We start from the raw sequence: 24,335 nt of genomic DNA, 5'->3' as shown, positions 1-24,335 counted from the left end.
ATAAATCGTTTATTTCAGCTCTGCGTAAATGATTGATAGATTTCGCTTATGGATCGGGATAATAATAAGAAGGAGGTTTGTATAAAGGCAGGGTATTCCTAGGGTTAAAGAAAGGTATTTATATGCAATGGCTTTAATTTCAATAAGATACTCATTTTTCTTCATGGGATTAATTGAGGGTAGGAGAATTCTTAATCCTGGCCAGGACGTAGGAGGTGGAAGGTCAGGAGAAGAGGGAAATATTGCCGAATTTACACCTATCGGCTAAAAATAGGATTATTCCAGATTATATTTCTACGTTAAAGCAATTTATTAGTGCTTTATCCTTTTTTGGTCTTTTTGTGCCTAATGTTGAAATCTGGCTTGCAGGTGTCATTTTGTCTTAATGCGCTAGCGATAGCGCTTAGCCCGCCAACAGCTCCTGCTCAACCTGTTGCACCTGTTGTTCCAGCGTATTGCGGATTTCCGTAAGCGCCCGTTGTTGATCGAAGAAGTAGGCCTCTTTATCTGTCACGGAGGTGGCAAGCCGCCAGGCGTTCTCCGCTTCCAGTTCGGTAATCTCTTTCAGCAGCGCGTTAATGTGTTCTCTGAGCTGTTGTATTTTGCTGCGTAAATGCTGCAAATCGTTCAGTCGGTCACTCGCCATCATCGGTTCGAGGCCGCTTTGCAATTGAGTTAGTAGCGCCCGGACGGCGGCAAGATCGGCATTTTGGCGTGCCTGGTTAAGCTGCACCATCATCTGATGCGCTTTCTCTTTCAGATCATCGGCTACCACGTCCGGGTGGCAAAGACGGCTGGCCTGACGCCACAGGCGTTTTAGCTCATTACGTTCATCAGAGGAAAGCCGCTGGTCACGGCTAAAACGATGCTGCGCATCCTGCTGCTGCTCCTGATATTCATCATATTCATGGCTGGCCTCTTCCTGTGCCTGACGGGTTGCGCTGTCGTCCTGGCGAGAAAAGTCGTTTTCCAACTCACGAATCTCCGCCAGCAGGGCGGTAATCAGTTCCGTTTGTTGTTGAATACGTTGGCGTGTTTCCACCGATTCGCGCGAATCTGAATTCTGGTTCATCCAGTGCTGCTTGAGCCTTGCCAGTTGATCAACAGCCTGGGAAATATAGTGCTGGCAGGATTGATAGTCTTTTTCCCGGCGTTTTCGCTCCGCTTCCTGTTTGCGCTGGGCGCTGGCGGCGAGCTGTTTACGCAGTTCGAGAATGCGGCTCATCAGCGGTCCAAGACGGAGGTGATACAGATCGTTGAAATCATCGAGGATTTGAATGCGCGTGTTGCGCTTATCGATCAGATCACGCAGCTGTGTTTCGAGCGCTTTGAGTTCCAGCTTACTGGCGGCAATGGCTGGATCCTGCCACGTAGAGACTGCCCGTTGAGATTGCAGCCAGGCCGAGATTTCACGCAGGGCATCACTAAAGCGTCGTTCTTCGATCGCCTGCACAATGGTGCCTGGCACGACGGATAACGGCTCATTTTTAAGATGCGCCACCTGCTGGAAAATAATCTCCTCATCTTCCAGTTCAATAGCGCTTTTGACGATTTCCAGTCGTTTGATGATCTTATTCATGACAGTCGTTGCCTGGCCTGGCTAAAAAACGAGTGGCTGAAGTACAACAGGTTCACCCGTTTGAAAATGTTAGAAAAACAGTAAAGCGCATTCTGTGGCCTGCGATGCCTTTTCGTCCAGAATAATTCACTGTAATTATGAAAAACCGGAAGTCGCGCGCACCTGTCTGCATCTTCAAACCTCTGTTTCATGTTTTTTACTCTCGGGTAATTATTCTTGATTCAGTAAAGATAATGAGTATAGTTCTCATTCTCTTTTGTTATTAACTCTCTGTATTACTTCTGGTAAGGATCCCTACAATGAAAAAAACAACATCCGCGCTGGCATTGCTGATTATTGCGGCGTTAAGCGGTTGTGCGCCGCATACCACGCCAGCCAGCAACGCCAGCGTTACGGAAAAAACAACGCAACCTACCGTCACCGATGTACAGCAACGCGCGCTGGCGGCTGGGTTATATGAAATGGCGCTTAACCCGGCAGGGGATGCGTTGTACGTTGCCAGCGCCGAAGGATTTAAAGATGTGCAGGGCGGTGTGGTTTACAAGCTGGATCCGAAAACGCTTAAAACGCTCGGCTTGAGTCATACAGATATGAAAAACTTTGGTATGGCTATCTCGCCGGACGGTAAAACGGTGTATGTCACCAACTCACTGGATGGCGGCCTGAGCGCGCTGAATACCGCTGACGGTAAAGTGAAAAATCGCGTATTGTTCCCGGAACGTAACCCAGAAGGGTTCCCGTACGGTGCACGTCAGGTTCTGTTGCATAACGGCTTGCTCTATATTGGCGCCGTGGCGGATCCGGCGGTGATTTGGGTGGTTGACGCTGAAACCCTGACACTGAAAACCCGCATTAAAAATACGGGTAAATGGATGACCGGACTGCATTATTCCGACGTGACGCAGCGAATTTATGCGGCTAACGGCGGCGGTGAAATTCTTGTCATCAACCCGCGTAATCAGCGTGTTGAGAAACGCTGGCAGCCGCTGGGGGAACAACCTGCGCTGCTGCTGAATATGGCAGAGGACGCGCAAACGGGTCGCTTGTTTGTTACCGACAACTCGAAAGCGAAGACCACCCTGGTGCTGGATATCCATACCGGTAAGCTGCTGAAAAAATTGGATGTGGGTGATTCGCTGGCGGTGAAATTCAACGCAAAACGCAACGAAATCTATATTACCCAGCGTGATTCAGGGAAATTACTCAGCCTGAATGCGACCGACTACAGTGTGAAGAAAAGCTGGGACTTACCGCCTAACCCCAACAGCCTGCTGCTCTCGGCAGATGGGCAAACCCTGTTTGTCACCGTGAAACAGAAATTTAATAAAGACCACTCCACCTCTGCGCCAGATAACGTGGTACGTATTGACCTGAATAAACAATAACAACTCGCCTTCTTTCTATTGTTTTTCTGCAGAGCCTCGGTGCGTTGGGCAAGGAAGCCCGGCGTATCCAATCGATTGCGCCTTGCGACAACCAGGTTGAAATGTTAAAAGAAGCCCCTTCAATAAAAACGACACAGGGGAAGGGCGTGAAAAACGCGTCAACTGCATCTGACACCAGCGTGTCTGATGCCGCGTCAACAAATGAGCCGACGCTTCAACGAGGGTTGCAAAACCGCCATATTCAGTTAATTGCACTGGGCGGTGCAATTGGTACGGGCCTGTTTTTGGGCATTGGCCCGGCTATTCAGATGGCGGGACCTGCGGTGTTACTGGGTTACGGTGTGGCCGGGATCATCGCTTTTTTGATTATGCGTCAACTGGGCGAAATGGTAGTGGAAGAACCCGTTTCCGGATCCTTTGCCCACTTTGCCTATAAATACTGGGGACCGTTCGCGGGTTTTCTGTCCGGTTGGAACTACTGGGTGATGTTTGTGCTGGTCGGTATGGCGGAACTGACAGCGGCCGGGATCTACATGCAGTACTGGCTGCCCGATGTCCCGACCTGGATTTGGGCCGCGGCATTCTTCGTGATCATCAACGCCGTCAATCTGGTCAACGTACGTCTGTATGGCGAAACGGAATTCTGGTTCGCACTGATTAAAGTGCTGGCCATTATCGGCATGATAGGTTTTGGCGTGTGGATGCTGTTTTCCGGTAACGGCGGGGAACATGCAAGCATCGATAACCTGTGGCGTTACAACGGCTTTTTTGCTACCGGCTGGAACGGATTAATTCTGTCGCTGGCAGTGATTATGTTCTCCTTTGGCGGGCTGGAGCTTATCGGGATTACCGCCGCGGAAGCGCAGGATCCGCAGAAAAGCATTCCAAAGGCGGTAAACCAGGTGGTGTACCGTATTCTGCTGTTTTACATCGGTTCTCTGGTGGTGCTGTTGGCGCTATACCCGTGGGTGGAAGTGAAATCCAACAGCAGCCCGTTTGTGATGATTTTCCATAATCTTGATAGCAACGTGGTGGCTTCTGCGCTGAACTTTGTCATCCTGGTGGCTTCGCTGTCGGTGTATAACAGTGGCGTCTACTCTAACAGTCGTATGCTATTTGGTCTCTCGGTTCAGGGGAACGCGCCGAAGTTCTTAACCCGCGTCAGCCGTCGCGGCGTACCGGTGAATTCACTGATCCTTTCCGGTGCTATTACGTCGCTGGTGGTACTGATCAACTATGTGCTGCCGCAAAAGGCCTTTAGCCTGCTGATGGCGCTGGTGGTGGCGACGCTGCTGCTGAACTGGATTATGATCTGCCTGGCACACCTGCGGTTCCGGGCGGCGATGCGTCGCAAGGGCCGTGACACGCAGTTTAAAGCGCTGCTGTATCCAGCAGGGAACTACCTGTGTATTGCTTTCCTTGGCATGATCCTGGTGCTGATGTGTACGATGGATGAGATGCGCCTGTCAGCTATCCTGCTGCCAGTGTGGATCATGTTCTTGTTTGTGGCCTTCAAACTGCTGCGCCGTAAGTCCCGCTAAGTTTCTACCGATCTCATCCTGGTGATGAGATCGGTGATTTATCTATTCTGCAGATTAACGCTGAAATGCGCCAGACAGTGCGCGAATATCGTTTCCGGTAGGCGACTGATGAATGCGCAGGCCAAACTCTTCGACCACGGCAAAGATATGGTCGAAGATATCAGCCTGAATACTTTCATATTCCAGCCAGACCACCGTATTGGTAAAAGCATAAATTTCGATTGGTAATCCGTGATCGTCTGGCGCAAGCTGGCGCACCATTAACGTCATATCTTTGCGAATACGCGGGTGATGACGCAAATATTCGTTCAGATAAGCGCGGAAGGTGCCAATATTGGTCATTTGGCGGTGATTCAATACCGATTCAGGCGCATCTAATTGCTGATTCCACGCGTCGATTTCCTGGTGACGCGTGGTCAAATACGGTTTCAGCAGGTGTGCTTTATGCAGTCGCTGACGCTCATCCTCATCAAGAAAATGGATGCTGGTGGCATCAATGCTGATGCTGCGTTTAATTCTCCGACCGCCTGAAGCCGACATTCCGCTCCAGTTTTTAAAAGAGTCTGATACCAGTGACCAGGTGGGGATCGTGGTGATGGTGTTATCCCAGTTGCGTACTTTGACGGTGGTTAAACCAATATCGATAACAGCACCGTCTGCACCGTATTTCGGCATTTCCAGCCAGTCGCCAAGCTTAAGCATGTCGTTGGCCGAGAGCTGTATTCCGGCCACCAGACCGAGAATCGGGTCTTTAAATACCAGCATTAGCACGGCTGCCATGGCACCCAGGCCGCTTATCAGTATTGCCGGCGATTGACCTATCAGCAGGGAAATCATCAGGATCCCGACCAGGATGGCGGCGATCAGTTTAATACCCTGAAATATACCTTTTAAGGGTAATTGGGATGCGGCTGGGAGCTTTTGTGACAGGTTAAGAATAACGTCCAGCAGAGAAAACAGGGACAGCAGGGCGTACATCATGATCCACAGCTGTGCGCAAGTCACTAATATATCTGCCGCTTCACTGCCTTTTTGTAGCCAGAGTGTGGCCTGTATATTGACGATGATACCTTGCAGCGTAAACGCCAGGCGGTGGAATAATTTGTTCTGCGTGATAATTTGCAACCACAGACGGGAACTGGTGCTGGCGCGTTTTTCAAATGCGCGTAATACCACCCAGTGCAAAATAACGTGAACAATAATGGCGGTGATAAAAATAATGCCAAAAATCATCACCAGCGAAGTGGTGTGATTTATTTCAATGCCGAGTTCTTCTACCTGAGATATCAATTCCTGCATAACGTCTCCTTAATAAACAGCGGTCTATGATGACCGCTGTGCGGAGCTTATGCAAATGCGGGGACTAGACTTCCGTCAGCGTTGTTTCCAGCGGCAGACGGGATTTCGGCAGCGCGGCGTTGAAATCTTCTACGCTGTGATGACCCACCGGGACCACCACTACGCTGGTGAAACCTTTTTCTTTCAGACCAAACTCTGCATCCATCACCGCCGCATCAAAGCCTTCGATCGGCACTGCATCCAGACCCATTGCTGCAACGCCCAGCAGGAAGTTACCAACGTTCAGGTACACCTGTTTTGCCATCCAGTGGTTGTCATCTTTCAGTTCTTTGCGATGCATATCAGCAAAGAAGGTACGACCTTTGTGGTTTGCAGCTTTAGCTTCAGGGGTGGCGAAGCGGCCATCGCTCTCTTCCTGATCCACCACGCGCTCCAGCCACGCGTCGTCCATCGCCGTTTTGGCGCAGAACACTACTACGTGGGAAGCATCCAGCATTTTACGTTCGTTGAACACAAAGCCGCCGGCTGCGGATTTGGCCACACGCGCTTTACCTTCATCAGTACTGGCAACGATAAAATGCCATGGCTGAGAGTTGGTGCTGGATGGGCTAAACTGCAGCAGCGTTTTTAATTTTTCGGCCTGCTCAGCGGTCAGTTTTTTAGTCGGATCGAATGCCTTAGTGGAGTAACGTTTTAAGGCGACAGAAACAATATCCATAACTACTCCTGGTGGTTTTTTATACCCTGCGGGTACGTTTTGTTTCAGCAGGGTACAGGGTTAGCAGGAAAAAGATAAGACAGGAAAATGCAAAAACACTTATCGGGGTTAACGATAAATCAACCTGGACGCAGGCGTTTTTGAACCCGCTTCGGCAAGCCGTCAACGACGCGGTGCCAGGAATCATTCACCAGCTCTGCCAGTAATGACTCGGTAATGTCGTCGCCCGGATAGACCGAGATCCAGTGCTTTTTATTCATGTGATAGCCGGGTTTAATGCTGGGGTAGATCTGCTGGTTTAACAGTGATTTTTGCGGATCGGATTTCAGGTTAATAAGCGGACGTCCGCGAAGCTCCGTGACCAGCATAAAAATTTTTCCGCCAACCTTGAAAACATCGTATTCCGGGCCGAATGGCCAGCAGTGTTCGGTAAAAGGCAGTTCGAGCGCAAGGCGTTTCGCACAGGTATGGAGTGTCTGGCCGTCCATTATTGTTCCTCGCGGGTTAGTGCGCGCCACATCGCTTCAAATCCCATCGATATGTATTCCTTGGCCCGGGTAGAGTCGCGGGCTGCGAACTCCATGGTGGTTTCCGCCAAAGAGAGAAAAAGGCCATCGCCGAAGGCGCGATATTCGTCAGACATAAACTCAGGTCGCACGGAGCGATGACAAAGATCGCGCAGTTCCGGGAACATATCGTCGGCCTGCTGTTCTGTTTCTTTGCTGATTTTCTCGCTAACGGCTAACTGGCGAATCGTGCGATGCCCACAGGTATGGTTCAGGCCCCAGCTAATGTAGCTGTTCCAGATATAGTGAGTCATGGTTTTGGCATCGGTCACGGAGCGATCCAGATTTGCCATCATCGACTGACAGAGATCGTGCTTTAAAAAGAGGTAAAGCTCGTTGATTAAATCATCTTTGGTCGCGAAATAGCGAAACAACGTTCCCTCCGCAACACCTGCATTGCGGGCAATTACGGCGGTAGATGCCGCAATACCTGATTGCGCAAATGCTGTGGTTGCAGCTTCCAGTAATGCCAATTTTTTGTCTTCACTCTTCGGACGAGCCACTACACTTTACCCTTAAGTTGTAAAAAGCATGATTGAATCACGGCCTTTGCAGCACCGCAACGGTGAATGTCAAAGATTGAAAATCATCTTGACGGCGAACTTTCGATTTCTATAATGAGTGCTTACTCACTCATAATCAAGAGTCAGTCACGCAAACCAGCGGAAAGGGGGCGTGTTTAAGGTCAGGATATGAAGCGTCTCACAGTTTGTGTGGTTGTTATTATGCTCATTGGCGCAGCTGCAAGTTTACCGTTTTTACTCAATGCCGGGTTTGGTCAGGCGCCGAAAGGGGCACAGCTGAGTCAGGTTGAACAGTCACCGCACTATCGTGATGGACAGTTTCGTAACCAGGTGCCAACACCGGGCTATACCGGCAACAAAAGTATGCTGGCTGCCTGGTGGGAGTTTTTGGTCGCTAAGCGCGAAAATGCGCGGCCAGCACATCCGTTGCCATTGGTGGCGACCGATCTCGCTGGGTTATCTCCAGAGCAGGACACGCTTGTCTGGTTGGGTCACTCTTCGTGGTATTTGCAGCTGGCGGGTCAACGTATCCTGATCGATCCCGTGTTTAGCAACTATGCTGCACCGCTTTCATTCCTGAACAAAGCCTTTGCCGGTGATTATCCGTGGTCCGCACAGACGATGCCGGAGATCGATCTGCTCATTATCTCGCACGATCACTATGACCATCTGGATCTCGCCACGATCAAGGCGTTAATGCCGAAAATTAAGCGGGTGATTACGCCGCTTGGCGTAGGGTCACATCTACGTTATTGGGGAATGCGCGGCGAGATAATCGACGAGATGGACTGGAATCAATCCATCAGAGTAACGGATTCGCTGATCGTTCATGCGTTGCCAGCCCGTCATTTTTCGGGGAGAGGCATCAAGCGCAATCAGACGCTATGGGCGAGTTTCATGTTTGAAACGCCGGAGCAGAACGTTTATTACAGCGGCGATTCCGGCTATGGACCGCATTTTAAAGCCATCGGCGAGCAGTTTGGCTCGGTTGATTTGGCGATTATGGAAAACGGCCAGTATGACCATGACTGGAAGTTTATTCACATGATGCCGGAAGAGACGGCACAGGCTGCGGTCGATCTGCATGCGAAAGCCGTTCTACCAGGGCATGCAGGTCGTTTCGTTCTGGCGAAACATACCTGGGATGATCCTTACAAACGACTGGCGCTTGCCAGCCGTCGTTACAATTACCGATTGCTGACGCCAATGTTGGGTGAACCGGTAATACTGTCCGAACCGGACCAACTGTTTACGGCCTGGTGGCAACAGGTGACTCAATGAATACAGGGGAGAGCATGATGACGATTTCTGCTCAGGTAATTGATACGATTGTTGAATGGATTGATGATAATTTGAATCAACCATTGCGCATTGATGATATTGCACGCCATGCGGGATATTCAAAATGGCACCTGCAGCGTCTTTTTATGCAGTATAAAGGCGAAAGCCTCGGGCGTTACATTCGGGAACGTAAGCTGCTACTGGCCGCGCGCGATCTACGCGATACCGACCAGAAAGTGTACGACATCTGTTTGAAATACGGATTCGATTCGCAGCAGACCTTTACGCGTATTTTCACCCGTACGTTCAGCCAGCCGCCGGGCGCTTATCGCAAAGAAAATCATAGCCGAACGCATTAACAGCTAAGGGTTCTCGCGGGCCTAATCCGCCAGCGAGAACCAGCGCCGCCATATGAAGCGCAAAACGAAATACTCAATCACCCCCAGCAGTAAAAACCACAGACAAAACAGCAAAGTATAAAACTGGTTGAGATCCATCAAATGAAAGGTGGCCACGAATTTTTGCGCCAGTACCAGGCCAACTGATGGGGCGGGCAGCAGCAGACAGGACAAAAATGCCAGCAACAGGATCCCGGCGGCGGTCATCAGTGATTCAAGCGGGTGTTTCATGGTATTGTTAAACTTGAGTTAAAAAGCCATTGTCCGGGATCTCTGTGGGCAACGCAAACGCCACGTTTACAGCCCGGCCCAAATCTCACAATGTTTTTTCACCAGACCACTCAGCGACCCGCCTTCGGCGACGAAGTCACGCATGTTTTGCGCCTCGTCATGACCATGCTTAACCTGCAGATGCAAGGCTTCAATCGCGCTGGCCGCGCCCACTTTATCCGCAGAGACAGCAACATTCTCCAGTAGTTGCAATGTATCATCTGACAAGCGACAACCGTCGCCGGTATTGACGTCGGTGATGATTCCCTCCATACCAAAGCGACAGGCCTGAAAACGATTGAATTTATACAACAGGTAATCACGCTCCTGGTGCTTGAACGGACGTTTGGTGAGTAACCAGTGGGCGGTAGCCTGAATAAGCCCTGCCATATTGACCGCATGATCAAGGGTCAGCGGCGTATCCATTACCCGAACCTCTACCGTGCCAAAGTGTGGGCTGGGACGGATATCCCAGTGTAAATCTTTAATACTATCAATCATGCTGGTGTAAGTCAGTCGACGGAATAGCCCCTCGAATTCCTGCCAGTTATTCACCCATGGCATCGGGCCATTATCGGGAAATCCGGAGAATATATTCAGTCGCGCGCAGGCAAACCGCGTGTCGGACGTCTGCATATAAGGTGAAGCGGCAGAGAGCGCAATAAAATGCGGAACAAATCGCGACAGGCCATGCAGAAGGTATATGGCATCGTCGCCGTTTGCGCAGCCGATATGCACATGCTGACCGAATACCGTCGCCTGCTGAATGAGATAACCGAAATTTTCCAGGTTACGCCGATAGCGTTCGTCATCGCAGACTTCCTGACGTTGCCATTTTTGAAATGGATGCGTACCACCGCCACAAATGGCGAGGTGCTGCTCTGCAGCAACCCGCGTGATTATCTGCTGCATGGCGGATAATTCAGCACTCGCCTGGTCGATATTACGACAAACTCCGGTCGCCATCTCCAGCATACTTTCCGTGATATCGTGCTTGACTTCTCCGGCGGTAAGCAGCGGCTTTACGGCGTCAATCAGCCGGGAAGAATCCTGGCTCAGGTCGTAGCCCGGAGGATTGACCACCTGCATTTCCAGTTCAATGCCTAACGTGAAAGGGTCAGAAACATGAAAATCGGGAAGTGGCATAAGACTCTCTTCAGCGTTGATTTTTAATCAGTATAGAAGGGCGGCTGATTTTCTGTTCGTTGTCAGATATTCCCTGGTGACGCTTTGAAGGTGAAATAGCTGGTGTTATAACTATTTTTTACTTCGCAACTGGGGTTGAATCGTGCCGGAAATAAATCTTTATGGGCAGACCGTCGGCGATGTTGTGCCGGACTGGAATGGCGCTGCCGTACTGCCACGGGAAACGCTTGTCGGTCAATATTGTCGACTGGTTCCTCTGGATGCCGACAGCCATGCCGCCGATCTGTTTGATGCTTACGCGCAGGCACCGGACGATCGCGACTGGACCTGGCTTGCAAGCTCTCGCCCCACAAGCGTTGAGGCTGCAGCTTGTTGGGTTGAGGGGAAATCCACTGATGCCTCTTTGGTTCCCTATGCCGTCATTGATCAGCGTTTCGGACGTGCCGTCGGACTGGTGTGTTTTATGGCGATCGAACGCGAGCACGGTTCGGTCGAAATTGGTCATGTGACCTGGTCACCGCGCATGAAAAATACGGTACTTGGCACTGAAAGCATCTGGCTGTTGCTGCGCCAGGCGTTTGCGTTGGGTTATCGTCGCGTGGAGTGGAAATGCGATTCTCTGAACACTGCTTCTCGACGGGCGGCGGAACGCCTTGGGTTTATCTTCGAAGGACGCTTTCGCCAGAAGATTGTGCGCAAGGGTCGCAATCGCGACAGCGACTGGTTATCGATGATTGACGGCGAATGGCCCCGGTGTGACGCCGTGTTACAGCGCTGGCTGGCGGCGGAGAACTTTGATAAACACGGGCGGCAACGCCGGTCAATGGCTGACTTTGTTACAAAGCCGCTTCACACAGAGTAATGATGTTTTCATCATGCTGAAACCAGCGAACATTAACTTCCTGCCCGGCGAGGTTTTGCGGAAATGACGGGGTGAGTTGCACCGTTAAGTGTGTCGCTGTGAGTGCAACTATTTTGGCGCTGGCAAAACCCGGCAGCTCCGATGCCTGCGCGGAAAATGTTTTATACACGCTCTCTTTGGCGGAAAACGCCAAGGTTAAGGCGAGCGGAAAGGGCAAAGGACTGAGCTGTAAAATTCGTTGTTCGCTGTTGTCGATAATACCGCCAGTCAGCTCAACTGCGGTTTGTGGCGTAAAAATAGCTTCTATATCCAGTCCGACGGGATGCGTCGATACCACCGCCAGCGCAGTTGACGTACTGTGGCTGATGCTGCCAAACAACTTTTGTGGCCACAGCGGTTGTCGCTGCCCGCCGATGCCAGGCACAGTTTTGATACCGTATTCACGTAATGCATGTACTGCGGCAATACGCCCCGCTAAGTGCTCAGCTTTACGCTTACGCCCACAGGATTGAAGCTGAGTATGGTGGGGGAGCCAGAACAGGTCGTGCTCTTGGAAGGTGTCGGGATCGAACTTGACAATGTGCAGCGTGTGGTCTGCGAAAGTGAGTGCTGTGTGCGTTGTGTGCATCGTCGTTATTGTTTCCCTCTCCCCGTAGCGAGGAGAGGGAGAAACGTTATCAGAAGTGCGTGTTAACGCTCATGAACCACGTCCGGCCCGGTTCGTTATAGGTGTGCGCGCCTGCGCCCGCCATATAGTTCCCGGTTACAATATCGCCCGTGGTCTGGGCATTGCCTTCACGCCACAGACGTTTGTCGAAGACGTTATCCACGCCGCCAGTCAGGCTGACATTTTTCGTCACGTCCCAGGTCGCGCTCAGGCCGACGATGCTGTACGGGCTGACTTCACTCGCCGAACTACCGATTACCGGTTTACCCTGGTAATCGTATTTCTTCGGCTTCTGTTTACCGTACCAGGTGAAGGTTGACTGCAGCGATAAATCTTCACGCGCTTGCCAGCTCAGCGTTGAGTTCAGCGTGTATTCAGGAATAATCGACAAGCGCTCGCCGGTCTCTTTATTCTTACTTTGCAGCATGTAGGTAATGTTGTTGGTCCAGTTAACGGTTTCGCTAACCGGTACGTTCAACGTACCTTCCAGACCCTCAACCACTGCTTTAGGAATGTTTTCCCACTGATAGATATCAGTGTAAGTCGTCTTCCCTTTGCTGGTGATAGACGTTCTGTCGAACGGTACCGTACCCGCTTCAATCTTGTTGCGGTAATCGTTACGGAACCAGGTTACCCCGGCCAGCCAGCCGTCACGTTTGAACTCAAGACCAATCTCTTTGTTGATACTGGTTTCGGCCTTCAGGTCATCGTTGCCCATCATGTAGCAACCAATGCCCGTCGCGGAACCGGTGGCGTAGCAACCCTGGCCTTTGCTGTACAGAATGTAGTTCGGGTTGAGCTGGTACAGGCTTGGTGCTTTATAGGCTCGCGCAATCCCCATCTTCAGCGTGAAGTCATCACCCAGACCCTGGGACAGGTTCAGAGATGGGCTCCAGTTGTCACCAACGATGCTGTGGTGGTCGAAACGCAGACCCGGCGTCAACATGGTGCTGTCGGTCAGTTCCATGTTGTTTTCAGCAAACAGAGAGAAAATCTCTGCGTCTGAGTATGGGCTACGGTTGGTACTGCTCGAACCTGGAATATCACCGCCCATAAAGGTCTGTGAATTGGACAACATGTCCTTCATGCGTTGCTGGTTCCATTCGGTACCAAGCGTCAGGTTTTGGTTGACCAGCAGATCTAACGGAATGCTGACTTCACTGTGCAGCATGACGTCACTCAGGTCGGCATCGAGATATTTTTGTGACGCATTCGGGTCGAAGATACCCTCAGTACCGCCCGCCAGACCTTCAGGCGTACGGGAGTTACGTGTATGTTCGTACTGTACCCAGTTGCTGGTGGTGACGCCGTTATCCCAGCCGCCATTCCAGGTCAGAGAGTAGTTCTGGCGGTAAAGACGGTTGGTCTCTTTCCCGTAGTTATCTTTCACCAGTTGGTTGGTGTTAGTGTTTTGAGTGTCGCCCGCATACAGGTTGCCCTGACGGCTATAACCGGCTTCCAGCTCCAGTGACTGGAGTGGGGCGAAATCCCAGCGAACCACACCGTTAATGTCTTTGTTGATCACCCCTTCACGACCGGCTGGTAAGGTATTTGAATATGTGCCGGTACGTTCTGACTGATGACCCTGGTTGATGTCCCATGCGTCGGCCTGGGTTTTATCGAGATTACCGTACAGGCGGAAGCTGAAATCCCCACCCATTGGACCATTCAGGCTAAAGTTGGTGCGCTTGGTCGATCCTTCGTCTTTGTGTTCCGGGGCGTTGAAATAGGTATCCCAGGAACCGTGCCATTCATTGCTGCCTTTTTTGGTGATGATGTTCACCACGCCGCCAGCTGCGCCATTGCCATAGCGTGCCGCGGCAGGACCGCGCAGCACTTCAATACGCTCAATCATTTCCGGTGGAACCCAGGCGGTATCGCCGCGGGTATCACGCTCGCCGCGCCAGCCCTGGCGTACGGAGTTACGGCTGGTAACCGGTTTACCGTCGATCAAAATCAGGGTGTTTTCTGGCCCCATGCCGCGAATATCGATCTGGCGGTTGTTGCCGCGCTGACCGCTGGTTGAGTTACCGGTCAGGTTAACGCCAGGCATGGTACGGATGATTTCCGACACATCGCGAGCGGGAGGGTTCTTACGAATTTCATCAGCGGTAATGGTTGACACGCCCGGCGCCTGTAGGTTCTGCTGGGCGGCGGTAACGACGATGGTGTCTTCATGAGAGACAGCTACGCTATCGGTTTGATCTTCTGCCATTGCTGGCAGGGCTACCCCGTAAATCCCTAAATTGACCAATAAGGCCAGTGAATGAATCTTGTTGTTCATTGTATGTCCTGCTGTTCTTTTAGCCACGAGTACCAATGTGCCTCGGTGCGGCATTTGGTCTGATGTCGCCCGCATCTGCGTAAACTATCCATTCCAGAAAAAGTACGCAGCGCCAGGTCGGTTTATAAGTGGTGAAAAACTGTGCGCGCTTCCCACAGCGCGACAATACGCTATTGCAAATGCAAATAGTTATCAATAATATTATCAATATATTTCACGCTAGATCATAAAATTTCACAATAAACATGGGGTTATGGCGGTGACGACGTTAAAGATGGGAAGCGAGGCGTGGTGGCAGTCAAAAAAAGGCCCGGAGTGGGAGCGTGAAGACAACGGAAATTATCGGGTAACCTTCTGGTGGCGTGACCCGCAGGGAACGGAGAAAGAGTCAGCCATTCATCGCGTGTGGGTCTATATCACTGGCGTCACCGATCATCATCAAAACGCTACCCCTCAGTCGATGCAACGCATTGATGGAACAAATGTTTGGTGCTGGCGTGTTTCTCTCAGCGCCAACTGGCGCGGCAGCTACTGTTTTATCCCGACAACACGAAACGATATCTTTTCCTCGCTGGCGGTGGGCGCAGCGCCTGACCGAAGCGTACTGCGTGAAGGCTGGCGGCAATTGCTGCCGCAGGCCATTGCCGATCCCCTTAATCCGCAGAGCTGGCAGGGCGGTCGCGGCCATGCGGTGTCTGCGCTGGAAATGCCGGAGGCGCCCGTACAGCCCGGATGGGATCGACCTGAAGACCCCGATTCACCCGCAGTTTGCCTGCAATGGCGTAGCGCCAGGCTTGGTAATACGCGTCGCGTATGGGTATTTGCCACCGGAGTGGCCCAAGCGGAATCTCGTCCGCTGGCTATCCTGCTGGATGGGCAGTTTTGGGCACAGAGTATGCCGGTCTGGCCTGCGCTAACTTCACTCACGCATCGCGGACACCTTCCTCCTGCCGTTTATCTCCTGATTGATGCCATCGACACGGATCACCGTAGCCGCGAACTGCCGTGTAACGCGGATTTTTGGTTGGCGGTACAAGAGGAGCTGTTGCCGCTGGTGAAGACGACAACCGCATTCAGTGACGATCCGCAGCGTACTGTCGTCGCCGGGCAAAGTTTTGGCGGGTTGTCATCGCTGTATGCCGGGCTGAACTGGCCCGCGCGCTTTGGCTGTGTTCTTAGCCAGTCGGGCTCTTACTGGTGGCCGCATCGTGGTGGTGGTCAGGACGGAGCGATCGTCGAGCAACTGAAGACCGGGACCATCAGCGCTCAGGGACTGCGTATTGTCCTGGAAGCGGGGATCCGCGAGCCCATTATTTATCGCGCTAATCAGGCGTTATATGCCCAGTTACCTTCTGCACTACAGTCTATTTTCTGGCGTCAGGTTGATGGTGGACACGATGCGCTTTGTTGGCGCGGAGGTCTGATGCAAGGGCTAATGACGCTCTGGCAACCGCTTACCGACACGATTTAACCGGACGACATTCCACGACAGGAGTTGAGTATGGAATTCAGTAACCCCTTCGATAATCCGCAGGGCCAGTTTTACATTCTGCAAAATCCCCAACGTCAGTTTAGCCTTTGGCCGCAGCAGTGTTCACTTCCTGCTGGTTGGCAAATTGCTTGCGAACCCCAATCCCAGGAAGCCTGCCAGCAATGGCTGGATGCAAACTGGACCACGCTGACGCCCGCGAACTATGTCGATGTGCAGGAGGCTCCATGACTCAGCGTTTACCGTTAGTGGCGGCTCAGCCGGGGATCTGGATGGCGGAAAAACTCTCCACATTGCCCTCGGCGTGGAGCGTGGCGCACTACGTAGAATTAACCGGCGAACTGGACGCGTTGTTGCTGGCGAAAGCGGTTGTGGCGGGCCTGGAGCAGGCCGATACCTTGCGAATGCAGTTTAGCGAAGATAACGGCGAGGTCTGGCAATGGGTGGATCCTGCGCTCACTTTTGCGCAACCCGAAATCATCGATCTGCGCGAAAAATCCAACCCACATGAGGCGGCGCGTGCGTTGATGCAGGCAGACCTGCAGCAGGACATACGTGCTGACGGCAATAAGCCGCTGGTTTTTCACCAGCTTTTACAGGTGGGAGATAAACGTTGGTATTGGTATCAGCGTTACCATCATTTGCTGGTCGATGGCTTCAGCTTCCCGGCCATTACCCGCCAGATAGCCGCAATCTATCGCGCATGGCTATATGGCGAGTCTACGCCAGACTCGCCTTTTACGCCGTTCGCCGAGGTGGTGGAAGAGTATCAACAGTACCGTCAAAGTGATGCCTGGCAACGCGACGGAGCCTTCTGGCGCGAGCAGCGAAAACAACTGCCACCACCGGCTTCACTGTCGAACAATCCGTTGCCGGGACGCTCGGCCAGCGCGGATATTATTCGCATGAAGTTAACCGCGCCTGAAGGAGCGTTTCGCCGGCTTGCGGCGCGCATGCCTGACGTTCAGCGTGCGGATCTGGCCCTCGCGCTGGTGGCATTGTGGCTGGGTCGTTTATGCAGCCGAATGGATTATGCCGCCGGGTTTATCTTTATGCGGCGCATGGGCTCGGCGGCGTTGACGTCCACTGGACCGGTTTTAAACGTTCTGCCATTTGGTGTGAGGCTGGATGCGGCAGAAAGCTTGCCTGCGCTTGCACAACGACTGGCCGGGCAGTTGAAGAAAATGCGTCGGCATCAACGTTATGATGCCGAACAAATCGTTCGCGACAGCGGGCGTGCAGCCGGTGCAGAGCCGCTGTTTGGCCCGGTGCTGAATGTGAAAATATTCGACTATCATCTGAATATTCCCGGCGTTCAGGCGCAAACTCATACGCTGGCGACAGGACCGGTGAACGATCTTGAACTGGCGTTGTTCCCGGATGAAAACGGCGGGCTGAGTATTGAAATCCTGGCCAATAAACAGCGCTACGATGCAGAAACGCTGGCGCAGCATGCCTCGCGTTTAATCGGGCTTATCGAGCAGTTTGCTGACAATCCGTCGCTATGCTGCGGCGACGCCGGGATGCTGTTGCCTACAGAACATGAGCGGCTGGCGAAGATTAACGACACGACCGTGGAGATCCCGTTCACTACGCTTAGCGCACTGGTGACACAGCAGGCCGATAAAACGCCGGATGCCCCGGCGCTGGCCGATGCCCGTTATCAGTTTAGCTATCGCGAAATGCGCCAGCAGGTCGTGGCGCTGGCGAGCCTTCTGCGCGAACGCGGCGTCCGTCCTGGCGACAGCGTAGCAGTGGCATTACCGCGTTCTGTGTTCCTGACGCTGGCGCTGCACGGTATTGTGGAAGCCGGAGCTGCCTGGCTGCCGTTGGATACCGGATACCCGGAGGATCGCCTGCGGATGATGCTCGAAGACGCGAAGCCAAAATTGTTGATAGCGACTGAAGAGCAACTGGCGCGTTTTAGCGATATCCCAGGGCTGGAAAGTCTCTGCTATGACTCGCCGCTGCCAGCAGAAGATGCTGCTCCGTTGGCGCTATCTCAACCCAATCATACCGCCTATATCATTTTTACTTCCGGTTCTACCGGTAGACCAAAAGGGGTGATGGTTGGGCAAACCGCCATCGTTAACCGTCTGCTGTGGATGCAAAATCACTATCCGCTGACCGCAGATGATGTGGTGGCGCAAAAAACGCCATGCAGTTTTGACGTCTCGGTATGGGAGTTTTTCTGGCCGTTTATTGCCGGGGCAAAACTGGTCATGGCAGAACCTGAAGCGCACCGCGATCCGCTGGAGATGCAGCAGTTCTTTGCCCGTTATGGGGTGACGACCACGCACTTTGTCCCCTCTATGTTGGCCGCTTTTGTCGCTTCACTGACGCCGGAAACCGCGCGGGAGAGTTGTGCCTCTCTGAAACGGGTATTTTGCAGCGGCGAAGCCTTGCCAGCCGATTTATGCCGTGAGTGGGAGCAGTTGACTCATGCGCCACTGCACAATTTGTACGGACCAACGGAAGCTGCGGTCGATGTGAGCTGGTATCCGGCTTGGGGAGAAGATCTCGCTGCCGTAACCGGCAACAGCGTACCGATTGGCTATCCGGTATGGAATACCGGTTTACGTATTCTGGATGCCATGATGCGCCCGGTGCCTTTCGGCGTAGCGGGTGACCTGTATCTGACGGGGATCCAACTGGCGCAAGGCTATCTGGGACGTCCGGATCTGACAGCGAGCCGCTTTATCGCCGATCCGTTTAACGTCGGTGAACGTATGTACCGTACCGGAGATGTGGCGCGCTGGCTGGAAAATGGCGCGGTGGAATACCTCGGGCGCAGCGATGACCAGCTTAAAATTCGTGGACAGCGCATTGAGCTCGGCGAGATTGACCGGGTGATGCAACAGTTGCCTGATGTCGAGCATGCCGTTGCCCATGCCTGCGTATTCAACCAGGCTGCGGCGACAGGCGGCGATGCGCGTCAACTTGTGGGGTATCTGGTGTCGCAATCGGGTTTGCCGCTGGATACGGCTGTGTTGCGGGAACGTCTGCGCGAAAAACTGCCTGCGCACATGGTACCGACGGTATTGTTACAACTGGCGGAGTTGCCGCTTAGCGCGAACGGTAAACTGGATCGTAAAGCGCTACCGATGCCGCAGTTGACGTCGCGTGTTTCCGGGCGCGCACCGCGAGCAGGGACTGAGACCACCATCGCGCAGTCTTTTGCGGCCTTGCTGGATTGTGAGGTGAATGATGTAGAGGCTGATTTCTTTGCGCTTGGTGGGCATTCGCTGCTGGCGATGAAGCTGGCAGCGCAGTTGAGCCGCATTTTTGAGCGTCAGGTGACGCCCGGGCAGATTATGGTGGCTTCCACCGTGGAACAACTGAGCGCATTGCTGGAGAGCAATGATGATGAACAGTCGCAGCGTCTGGGATTCGAGACGCTATTGCCACTGCGTGAAAGTCACGGCCCAACGTTGTTCTGCTTCCATCCGGCGTCGGGTTTTGCCTGGCAGTTTAGCGTGCTGTCGCGTTATCTCAGCCCTCAGTGGTCGATTATGGGTATTCAGTCGCCACGACCGGATGGCCCGATGCAAACGGCGGAAAATCTCGACTCGGTATGCGAACATCACCTGGCAACGCTGCTCAGTCAACAACCTCACGGACCTTACTATTTATTAGGTTATTCGCTGGGCGGCACGCTGGCACAGGGGATCGCCGCGCGCTTACATGCCAGAGGAGAGTCGGTTGCATTCCTCGGTCTGTTGGATACCTGGCCGCCAGAGACGCAAAACTGGCAAGAAAAAGAGGCCAATGGGCTGGATCCAGCGGTGCTGGCGGAGATCGAGCGTGAACGCGAAGCCTTTCTGGCGGCGCAGCAGGGGAATGCGTCAGAGGCCTTATTTAACGCGATCGAAGGCAACTACGCCGATGCGGTTCGCCTGCTCACCACGGCGCACAGCGTGCCGTTTGCAGGTCACGCCACGCTGTTCGTTGCTGAGCGTACCTTAGTGCCGGGTGTCAGCCCTGAACGTAGCTGGGCCCCGTGGATATCCAGTCTGGATGTTTACCGCCACGACTGCGCGCATGTTGATATTATTTCCCCCGTCTCGTTTGAGGTGATAGGGCCAATCATAAACACCCTGATCAATAAATCGGTATAACCAGACTTATTTCGTTATCGGAACGATCGAATAACTCCATAATGTAAATGATATGTTATGGAGTTGATCTTTCTTGGGGACAGAGGGCGATTAAAGGGGTGAATAAATTCCTAATATAATTTTTGGTAGGGCTTCCAGCACAAAGAGTGTTTCGGATTATTCTGACTAGCTGGTAGACTTCCCCCACAGAAATGTTTTTCTTTTGGGAAAGTTTTCAGGTCACGCAACATGTCATCATTAAATATTAAGCAAGAGAACGTTTCGGAATTTACTGGCTATCCTCAGCCAGCGGCAAACGCAAATGAAATCGATTTAGTGAACCTAATCGAAATCTTATGGCGAGCAAGAACGAAAATTATCGCGACCGTTTTCGCCTTTGCTTGTGTGGGTATTCTGGTATCTTTCCTGCTTCCGCAAAAATGGACCAGTCAGGCAATCGTGACCCCCGCAGAACCGGTTCAGTGGCAGAGTCTCGAGAATACGTTGACCAAATTGCGCGTGCTGGATATGGATATTAGCGTTAACCGTGGTGATGTGTTTAACCTGTTTATCAAAAAATTCCAGTCGCCTTCATTATTAGAAGAATATCTGCGCACTTCACCTTACGTGATGGATCAATTGAAAGGCGCCGATATCGACGAAATGGACCTGCACCGGGCAATCGTGAGGCTCAGTGAAAATATGAAAGCGACCGACAGCAATGCAGCAAAAAAGAATGAAACTTCGCTGTATACCTCATGGACGCTGAGTTTTACCGCACCTCAGGCCGAAGAAGCTCAGTCTGTGCTGAAGGGATATATCCAGTATATTTCTGATATTGTAGTGAAAGAAACGCTGGAAGATATTCGCAATAAACTGTCCATCAAAACCAGCTTCGAAAAAGAAAGGCTGGAGATGGATCGCGTCAGGCTCAAGAACCAGCTGGAAGCAAATATCCAGCGACTGAACTACTCGCTGGAGATTGCCAATGCCGCCGGGATTAAAAAGCCGGTCTACAGTAATGGTCAGGCGGTAAAGGATGACCCCGATTTCTCTATTTCACTGGGTGCTGACGGCATCGAACGTAAATTAGAAATAGAAAAATCAGTAACGGATGTTGCTGAAATTAACGGTGAATTACGTAATCGGCAGTATCACGTTGAGCAACTGTTAGCGATGAATGTGAGCGACGTAAAATTCACACCGTTTAAATATCAACTTACGCCTTCGCTGCCGGTGAAAAAAGATGGCCCGGCTAAATCAATGATCGTTATTCTGGCCGCATTACTGGGTGGAATGGTGGCGTGTGGTGGCGTTCTGCTGAACTATGCCATGGTGTCGCGTAAGCAAAAAATGACGTTTATTGATCAGCAACTGGTGTGATGAATTATCGTATGGCGGCAAGCCAGCCGCCTTACGATAACGCGTGTTATTTGCTGCGTCCAAGCGGCACTACTAACGGCGTTCCGGCAACTGGATCGTCGATAATCATACAGCGCAGTCCATAGATTTTTTCAATAAGCTGCGCGGTGACGATCTCCTTCGGTGCTCCCTCGGCAATAATTTTTCCGTCTCGCAGCGCAATCAGATGCGTCGCATAGCGACAGGCCTGATTCAGGTCGTGCAAAACGGCGGCCAGCGTGTAGCCTTTTTCCCGGTTTAACTCACTCAGCAGTTCCAGCAGATCGATCTGATGACTGATATCCAGCCAGGTGGTGGGTTCATCAAGCAGCATAATCGACGTTTCCTGCGCCAGCACCATCGCAATCCATGCACGTTGACGTTGTCCGCCGGAAAGGGTATCCACACTTTGTGATGCCAGGTGGGTGATACCCGTCGCCTGCATGGCGTTTGAGACCGCAATTTCATCCTCTTGCCGCCAGCGGGTAAACAGCGGCTGGTGCGGATAGCGCCCGCGGGCAACCAGCTCCTGTACCGTAATATCTCCCGGCGTGGTGGCGTTTTGCGCCAGCAAACCTATTCTTCGGGCGACTTCCTTGCTGGCATAGTGTTGAATATGTTCGCCGTCGAGCCAGACCTTGCCGTTCGCGGGCGTCATCAGGCGACTAAGCGTGCGCAGCAATGTCGATTTCCCGCAGCCATTTGGCCCGATAATCGCGGTGAAGTGACCGTCGGGAATCGACACATTGAGGTTTTCCGCCACGGTAAACTTGCCATAACCCAGCGTTAACTGGTCGCCACGCAAACGGGCTACTGATTCGGTCATTTTTTGCGGGACTCCTGAATTAACAAGACGATAAGATAAATACCGCCGAGGCTTACGGTGACAACGCCCACCGGAAGCTGATAAGGCATAAACAGCTGTTGGGCGCATAAATCCGCCATCAACAGCAGCAACGCGCCGCACAGCGCTGACAGGGTTAATCCCCAGCGCGATGTGCCGCTTATACGTCGCGCGATATGCGGCGCGACAAGGGCAATAAACGAGATAGGACCCGCCAGCGCGGTGGCGGCAGCGGTCAGTACAACCGCAACCAGCATCATCATCAGACGCGAGCGCTCAACGCTGACACCAAGCGCACAGGCGCTGTCATCACCCATTTCCAGTAAGCGCATCCGGCGTACCAGCAATGTGGCGCATACCAGCATGATGATAATCAGCGGGGCAGACGGCCAGGTTTTGGCCCAGGTCAGGCCATTGAGCGATCCAGCGTTCCACAGTCCGGCCGTTAGCGCGGTTTCTAATGATGCTTTCAGCAGTAGCCAGGTGTTGAACGCCACCAGCATGGCGCGTATGCCGATACCAATAATAATTAGCCGGAAGGTGTCGATCCCATTGCGCCAGGCGAGCGCCCAGACCACCAGAGAAGTCAGGATCCCACCGAGCATGGCCGCCAGCGCGATCGCGGTAAGATGCTGTCCGAACAGCACCATTGCCACCAGCACACCGCTCCAGGCACCGGTATTAAAGCCCATCACATCCGGACTGCCCAAAGGGTTACGCATCAGCGACTGAAATATTGCGCCGCTCACGCCGAGCGCTGCGCCAATCAATAGCGCCATGAGCACGCGTGGCAAACGCCATTCGGTCACCACCAGGGTAATACTGCGCGGCGCATCGCCGAGCAGGGCGGCAATAATTTGCTGGGTTTCCAGCGTAACAACGCCGCTACGCAGGCTCCATAAACCAATGACGAGACAACCTGCAACCAGCAGTAGGCTGCTGATTATCAGGCGGCGGGAGAGGTGCATCATGCGCCACCCCCGCGCGATTTACGGCGTACCAGAAAGATAAGCACCGGCGCGCCGATGAAAGCGCTGACCACCGACACGCGCAGCTCGCCGGGAACAATCAGGCGACCGATGATATCGGCAATCAGTAACAGAGAAGGGGTTGCCAACAGGGTGACGGGCAGTGACCAGCGGTGATCCGCCCCCACCAGCCAGCGCGCCATGTGAGGTATCATCAGGCCGATAAAGGCGATAGGACCGACAATCGCGGTCGCGCTGCCGCACAGTACGGTAATAACCAGCAGGCCAATAAACTGTGTGCGAGCGACTTTACTACCAAGCGCGGTAGCTGTGTCGCTCCCGAGGCTCAGGCTATTCAGGGCGCGACTGAGGAACAGTGCGACAGCCGCGGCAATCAGTACTGGTACCAATACAACCTTCAGCGTTTGCAGGCTGCGGATATCCAGTGAGCCAGCTTGCCAGAAACGCAACTGATCGTAAACGTCCGGGTTGAGCAGGGCGATGCCGGTGGATAATCCTTCCAGCACCGCGCCCAGGGCAACGCCCGCCAGCGTCAAACGTACCGGGCTTAACTGCCCACCGCCCTGACTACCGGTAAAAGCTACGATCAGTGACGCAGCCAGCGCACCGCAAAAGGCCATCAGCAGTTGCTCTTGCGCAGAGGAAAAGCCGAACAGCGCGGCGCCCAGCACAATAGCGAAGCTGGCACCGGAGTTGACACCCAGAATGCCGGGATCGGCGAGAGGATTACGCGTGAGCGTTTGCATTAATGCGCCAGCCAGGCCCAGCGCACCACCGGCGAGCAGCCCCGCCAGCGTGCGTGGGAGTCGCGCGTCAAGCACGATGGTGCAATCAGCGCTTTGACAACTGCCGGTGAGCGCATCCAGCACCACGGAGGCAGGTAGCGACTTGGCGCCAATAACCAGACTTAATACCGTGGTCAGAACAAGTAATAACAATAGTCCGGGCACGGCGAAGGCGCGTGTCGCGGAAACAGAGCATGACATATCAACTTC

Annotated in this window: 22 protein-coding genes; 10 read left to right on the top strand and 12 right to left on the bottom strand. The window is 52.9% G+C overall.

What is annotated here, in order from left to right; all coding sequences use genetic code 11:
* Nucleotides 1–215: 215 nt before the first annotated feature.
* Nucleotides 216–386: a hypothetical protein gene (locus GUC46_RS17045; RefSeq protein ID WP_156182975.1), complete on the top strand. Its 171-nt coding sequence runs from the start codon at nt 216–218 to the stop codon at nt 384–386.
* 17 nt (nt 387–403) lie between these two features.
* On the opposite strand, the gene GUC46_RS17040 is transcribed toward GUC46_RS17045, so the two are convergent.
* A complete protein-coding gene (locus tag GUC46_RS17040; RefSeq protein ID WP_160180532.1) occupies nt 404–1,579 on the bottom strand; it encodes a DnaJ family molecular chaperone in 1,176 nt (391 codons plus the stop codon).
* Nucleotides 1,580–1,878: 299 nt separating this feature from the next.
* Here GUC46_RS17040 and GUC46_RS17035 point away from each other — a divergent pair, with 299 nt between their 5' ends.
* Entirely contained in the window at nt 1,879–2,964 is a 1,086-nt protein-coding gene (locus GUC46_RS17035) for a YncE family protein (RefSeq protein WP_130714902.1), read from the top strand.
* Between the two features lie 146 nt (nt 2,965–3,110).
* Nucleotides 3,111–4,505 carry a phenylalanine transporter gene (gene pheP, locus GUC46_RS17030; protein WP_003847467.1) on the top strand — a complete coding sequence of 465 codons (1,395 nt, stop codon included), beginning with the start codon at nt 3,111–3,113 and terminating at the stop codon, nt 4,503–4,505.
* Nucleotides 4,506–4,559: 54 nt separating this feature from the next.
* On the opposite strand, the gene GUC46_RS17025 is transcribed toward pheP, so the two are convergent.
* The 4 genes from GUC46_RS17025 to GUC46_RS17010 all read right to left on the bottom strand — a co-directional run bounded on the left by GUC46_RS17025 (nt 4,560) and on the right by GUC46_RS17010 (nt 7,591).
* Nucleotides 4,560–5,804 (bottom strand): mechanosensitive ion channel family protein, encoded by a 1,245-nt coding sequence (locus tag GUC46_RS17025; RefSeq protein WP_003835682.1) that lies wholly within the window; start codon nt 5,802–5,804, stop codon nt 4,560–4,562.
* A gap of 64 nt (nt 5,805–5,868) precedes the next feature.
* A complete protein-coding gene (gene nfsB, locus GUC46_RS17020; protein ID WP_003021982.1) occupies nt 5,869–6,522 on the bottom strand; it encodes an oxygen-insensitive NAD(P)H nitroreductase in 654 nt (217 codons plus the stop codon).
* 119 nt (nt 6,523–6,641) lie between these two features.
* Nucleotides 6,642–7,010 carry an MmcQ/YjbR family DNA-binding protein gene (locus tag GUC46_RS17015; protein ID WP_130714901.1) on the bottom strand — a complete coding sequence of 123 codons (369 nt, stop codon included), beginning with the start codon at nt 7,008–7,010 and terminating at the stop codon, nt 6,642–6,644.
* The gene (locus GUC46_RS17010; protein WP_061548872.1) at nt 7,010–7,591 is read right to left on the bottom strand and encodes a TetR/AcrR family transcriptional regulator; all 582 of its coding nucleotides are present in this window, start codon (nt 7,589–7,591) and stop codon (nt 7,010–7,012) included. Before GUC46_RS17010 ends, GUC46_RS17015 begins: the two co-directional genes overlap by 1 nt.
* A gap of 189 nt (nt 7,592–7,780) precedes the next feature.
* Between GUC46_RS17010 and GUC46_RS17005 the strand changes: the two genes are divergently transcribed.
* Entirely contained in the window at nt 7,781–8,893 is a 1,113-nt protein-coding gene (locus GUC46_RS17005; RefSeq protein WP_130714900.1) for an MBL fold metallo-hydrolase, read from the top strand.
* Between the two features lie 17 nt (nt 8,894–8,910).
* Nucleotides 8,911–9,252 carry a RamA family antibiotic efflux transcriptional regulator gene (locus GUC46_RS17000; protein ID WP_003021996.1) on the top strand — a complete coding sequence of 114 codons (342 nt, stop codon included), beginning with the start codon at nt 8,911–8,913 and terminating at the stop codon, nt 9,250–9,252.
* Between the two features lie 21 nt (nt 9,253–9,273).
* Here the strand turns inward: GUC46_RS17000 and GUC46_RS16995 are convergent, their stop codons facing one another.
* Together GUC46_RS16995 and GUC46_RS16990 are read right to left on the bottom strand one after the other, a co-directional pair.
* A complete protein-coding gene (locus GUC46_RS16995; RefSeq protein WP_003835669.1) occupies nt 9,274–9,522 on the bottom strand; it encodes a DUF1158 domain-containing protein in 249 nt (82 codons plus the stop codon).
* Between the two features lie 66 nt (nt 9,523–9,588).
* The gene (locus GUC46_RS16990) at nt 9,589–10,707 is read right to left on the bottom strand and encodes a YbdK family carboxylate-amine ligase (RefSeq protein ID WP_130714899.1); all 1,119 of its coding nucleotides are present in this window, start codon (nt 10,705–10,707) and stop codon (nt 9,589–9,591) included.
* A 142-nt stretch (nt 10,708–10,849) separates the two neighbouring features.
* On the opposite strand from GUC46_RS16990, the gene GUC46_RS16985 reads away from it, so the two are divergent.
* Nucleotides 10,850–11,569 (top strand): GNAT family N-acetyltransferase, encoded by a 720-nt coding sequence (locus GUC46_RS16985; RefSeq protein WP_160180530.1) that lies wholly within the window; start codon nt 10,850–10,852, stop codon nt 11,567–11,569.
* Here the strand turns inward: GUC46_RS16985 and entD are convergent.
* Together entD and GUC46_RS16975 are read right to left on the bottom strand one after the other, a co-directional pair.
* Entirely contained in the window at nt 11,544–12,197 is a 654-nt protein-coding gene (gene entD, locus GUC46_RS16980; protein ID WP_130714897.1) for an enterobactin synthase subunit EntD, read from the bottom strand. The two genes, GUC46_RS16985 and entD, sit on opposite strands and share 26 nt — an antisense overlap.
* A gap of 49 nt (nt 12,198–12,246) precedes the next feature.
* The gene (locus GUC46_RS16975) at nt 12,247–14,520 is read right to left on the bottom strand and encodes a TonB-dependent siderophore receptor (protein WP_160180528.1); all 2,274 of its coding nucleotides are present in this window, start codon (nt 14,518–14,520) and stop codon (nt 12,247–12,249) included.
* Nucleotides 14,521–14,773: 253 nt separating this feature from the next.
* Between GUC46_RS16975 and fes the strand changes: the two genes are divergently transcribed.
* The 4 genes from fes to wzz(fepE) all read left to right on the top strand — a co-directional run bounded on the left by fes (nt 14,774) and on the right by wzz(fepE) (nt 21,489).
* Nucleotides 14,774–15,991, top strand: coding sequence for an enterochelin esterase (gene fes / locus GUC46_RS16970; protein ID WP_130714895.1), 1,218 nt, complete (start codon nt 14,774–14,776; stop codon nt 15,989–15,991).
* Between the two features lie 30 nt (nt 15,992–16,021).
* A complete protein-coding gene (locus tag GUC46_RS16965; RefSeq protein WP_003835654.1) occupies nt 16,022–16,240 on the top strand; it encodes an MbtH family protein in 219 nt (72 codons plus the stop codon).
* Nucleotides 16,237–20,127, top strand: coding sequence for an enterobactin non-ribosomal peptide synthetase EntF (entF, locus tag GUC46_RS16960; protein WP_160180526.1), 3,891 nt, complete (start codon nt 16,237–16,239; stop codon nt 20,125–20,127). The genes GUC46_RS16965 and entF overlap by 4 nt, the downstream gene beginning before the upstream one ends.
* Before the next feature lie 228 nt (nt 20,128–20,355).
* Entirely contained in the window at nt 20,356–21,489 is a 1,134-nt protein-coding gene (gene wzz(fepE) / locus GUC46_RS16955; protein ID WP_160180524.1) for an LPS O-antigen length regulator Wzz(fepE), read from the top strand.
* Between the two features lie 46 nt (nt 21,490–21,535).
* Here wzz(fepE) and fepC read toward each other — a convergent pair whose 3' ends face one another.
* Genes fepC through fepD form a run of 3 tightly spaced genes read right to left on the bottom strand, consistent with a single transcriptional unit; the run spans nt 21,536 to nt 24,326 of the window.
* The gene (fepC, locus tag GUC46_RS16950) at nt 21,536–22,333 is read right to left on the bottom strand and encodes an iron-enterobactin ABC transporter ATP-binding protein (RefSeq protein ID WP_003022023.1); all 798 of its coding nucleotides are present in this window, start codon (nt 22,331–22,333) and stop codon (nt 21,536–21,538) included.
* Nucleotides 22,330–23,322, bottom strand: coding sequence for an iron-enterobactin ABC transporter permease (gene fepG / locus GUC46_RS16945; RefSeq protein WP_003022026.1), 993 nt, complete (start codon nt 23,320–23,322; stop codon nt 22,330–22,332). Before fepG ends, fepC begins: the two co-directional genes overlap by 4 nt.
* On the bottom strand, nt 23,319–24,326 hold the full coding sequence (fepD, locus tag GUC46_RS16940) for a Fe(3+)-siderophore ABC transporter permease (RefSeq protein WP_003835646.1): 1,008 nt from the start codon (nt 24,324–24,326) through the stop codon (nt 23,319–23,321). Before fepD ends, fepG begins: the two co-directional genes overlap by 4 nt.
* Between the last annotated feature and the right edge of the window lie 9 nt (nt 24,327–24,335).

Origin of the sequence: Citrobacter sp. LUTT5 (assembly GCF_009905315.1) — a bacterium.
Taxonomy (GTDB): domain Bacteria; phylum Pseudomonadota; class Gammaproteobacteria; order Enterobacterales; family Enterobacteriaceae; genus Citrobacter; species Citrobacter freundii.
The sequence above is the reverse complement of the archived record's forward strand: the minus strand, read 5'-3'. Positions and strand labels throughout refer to the sequence as shown.

Excerpts from the sequence above, each read along its gene's own strand:
- GUC46_RS17040 (WP_160180532.1), bottom strand. The coding sequence starts at position 1,579 with ATGAATAAGATCATCAAACGACTGGAAATCGTCAAAAGCGCTATTGAA.
- GUC46_RS17035 (WP_130714902.1), top strand. The coding sequence starts at position 1,879 with ATGAAAAAAACAACATCCGCGCTGGCATTGCTGATTATTGCGGCGTTA.
- GUC46_RS17025 (WP_003835682.1), bottom strand. The coding sequence starts at position 5,804 with ATGCAGGAATTGATATCTCAGGTAGAAGAACTCGGCATTGAAATAAAT.
- nfsB (WP_003021982.1), bottom strand. The coding sequence starts at position 6,522 with ATGGATATTGTTTCTGTCGCCTTAAAACGTTACTCCACTAAGGCATTC.
- GUC46_RS17015 (WP_130714901.1), bottom strand. The coding sequence starts at position 7,010 with ATGGACGGCCAGACACTCCATACCTGTGCGAAACGCCTTGCGCTCGAA.
- GUC46_RS17005 (WP_130714900.1), top strand. The coding sequence starts at position 7,781 with ATGAAGCGTCTCACAGTTTGTGTGGTTGTTATTATGCTCATTGGCGCA.
- GUC46_RS17000 (WP_003021996.1), top strand. The coding sequence starts at position 8,911 with ATGACGATTTCTGCTCAGGTAATTGATACGATTGTTGAATGGATTGAT.
- GUC46_RS16995 (WP_003835669.1), bottom strand. The coding sequence starts at position 9,522 with ATGAAACACCCGCTTGAATCACTGATGACCGCCGCCGGGATCCTGTTG.
- GUC46_RS16990 (WP_130714899.1), bottom strand. The coding sequence starts at position 10,707 with ATGCCACTTCCCGATTTTCATGTTTCTGACCCTTTCACGTTAGGCATT.
- entD (WP_130714897.1), bottom strand. The coding sequence starts at position 12,197 with ATGCACACAACGCACACAGCACTCACTTTCGCAGACCACACGCTGCAC.
- GUC46_RS16975 (WP_160180528.1), bottom strand. The coding sequence starts at position 14,520 with ATGAACAACAAGATTCATTCACTGGCCTTATTGGTCAATTTAGGGATT.
- fes (WP_130714895.1), top strand. The coding sequence starts at position 14,774 with ATGGCGGTGACGACGTTAAAGATGGGAAGCGAGGCGTGGTGGCAGTCA.
- GUC46_RS16965 (WP_003835654.1), top strand. The coding sequence starts at position 16,022 with ATGGAATTCAGTAACCCCTTCGATAATCCGCAGGGCCAGTTTTACATT.
- entF (WP_160180526.1), top strand. The coding sequence starts at position 16,237 with ATGACTCAGCGTTTACCGTTAGTGGCGGCTCAGCCGGGGATCTGGATG.
- fepC (WP_003022023.1), bottom strand. The coding sequence starts at position 22,333 with ATGACCGAATCAGTAGCCCGTTTGCGTGGCGACCAGTTAACGCTGGGT.
- fepG (WP_003022026.1), bottom strand. The coding sequence starts at position 23,322 with ATGATGCACCTCTCCCGCCGCCTGATAATCAGCAGCCTACTGCTGGTT.
- fepD (WP_003835646.1), bottom strand. The coding sequence starts at position 24,326 with ATGTCATGCTCTGTTTCCGCGACACGCGCCTTCGCCGTGCCCGGACTA.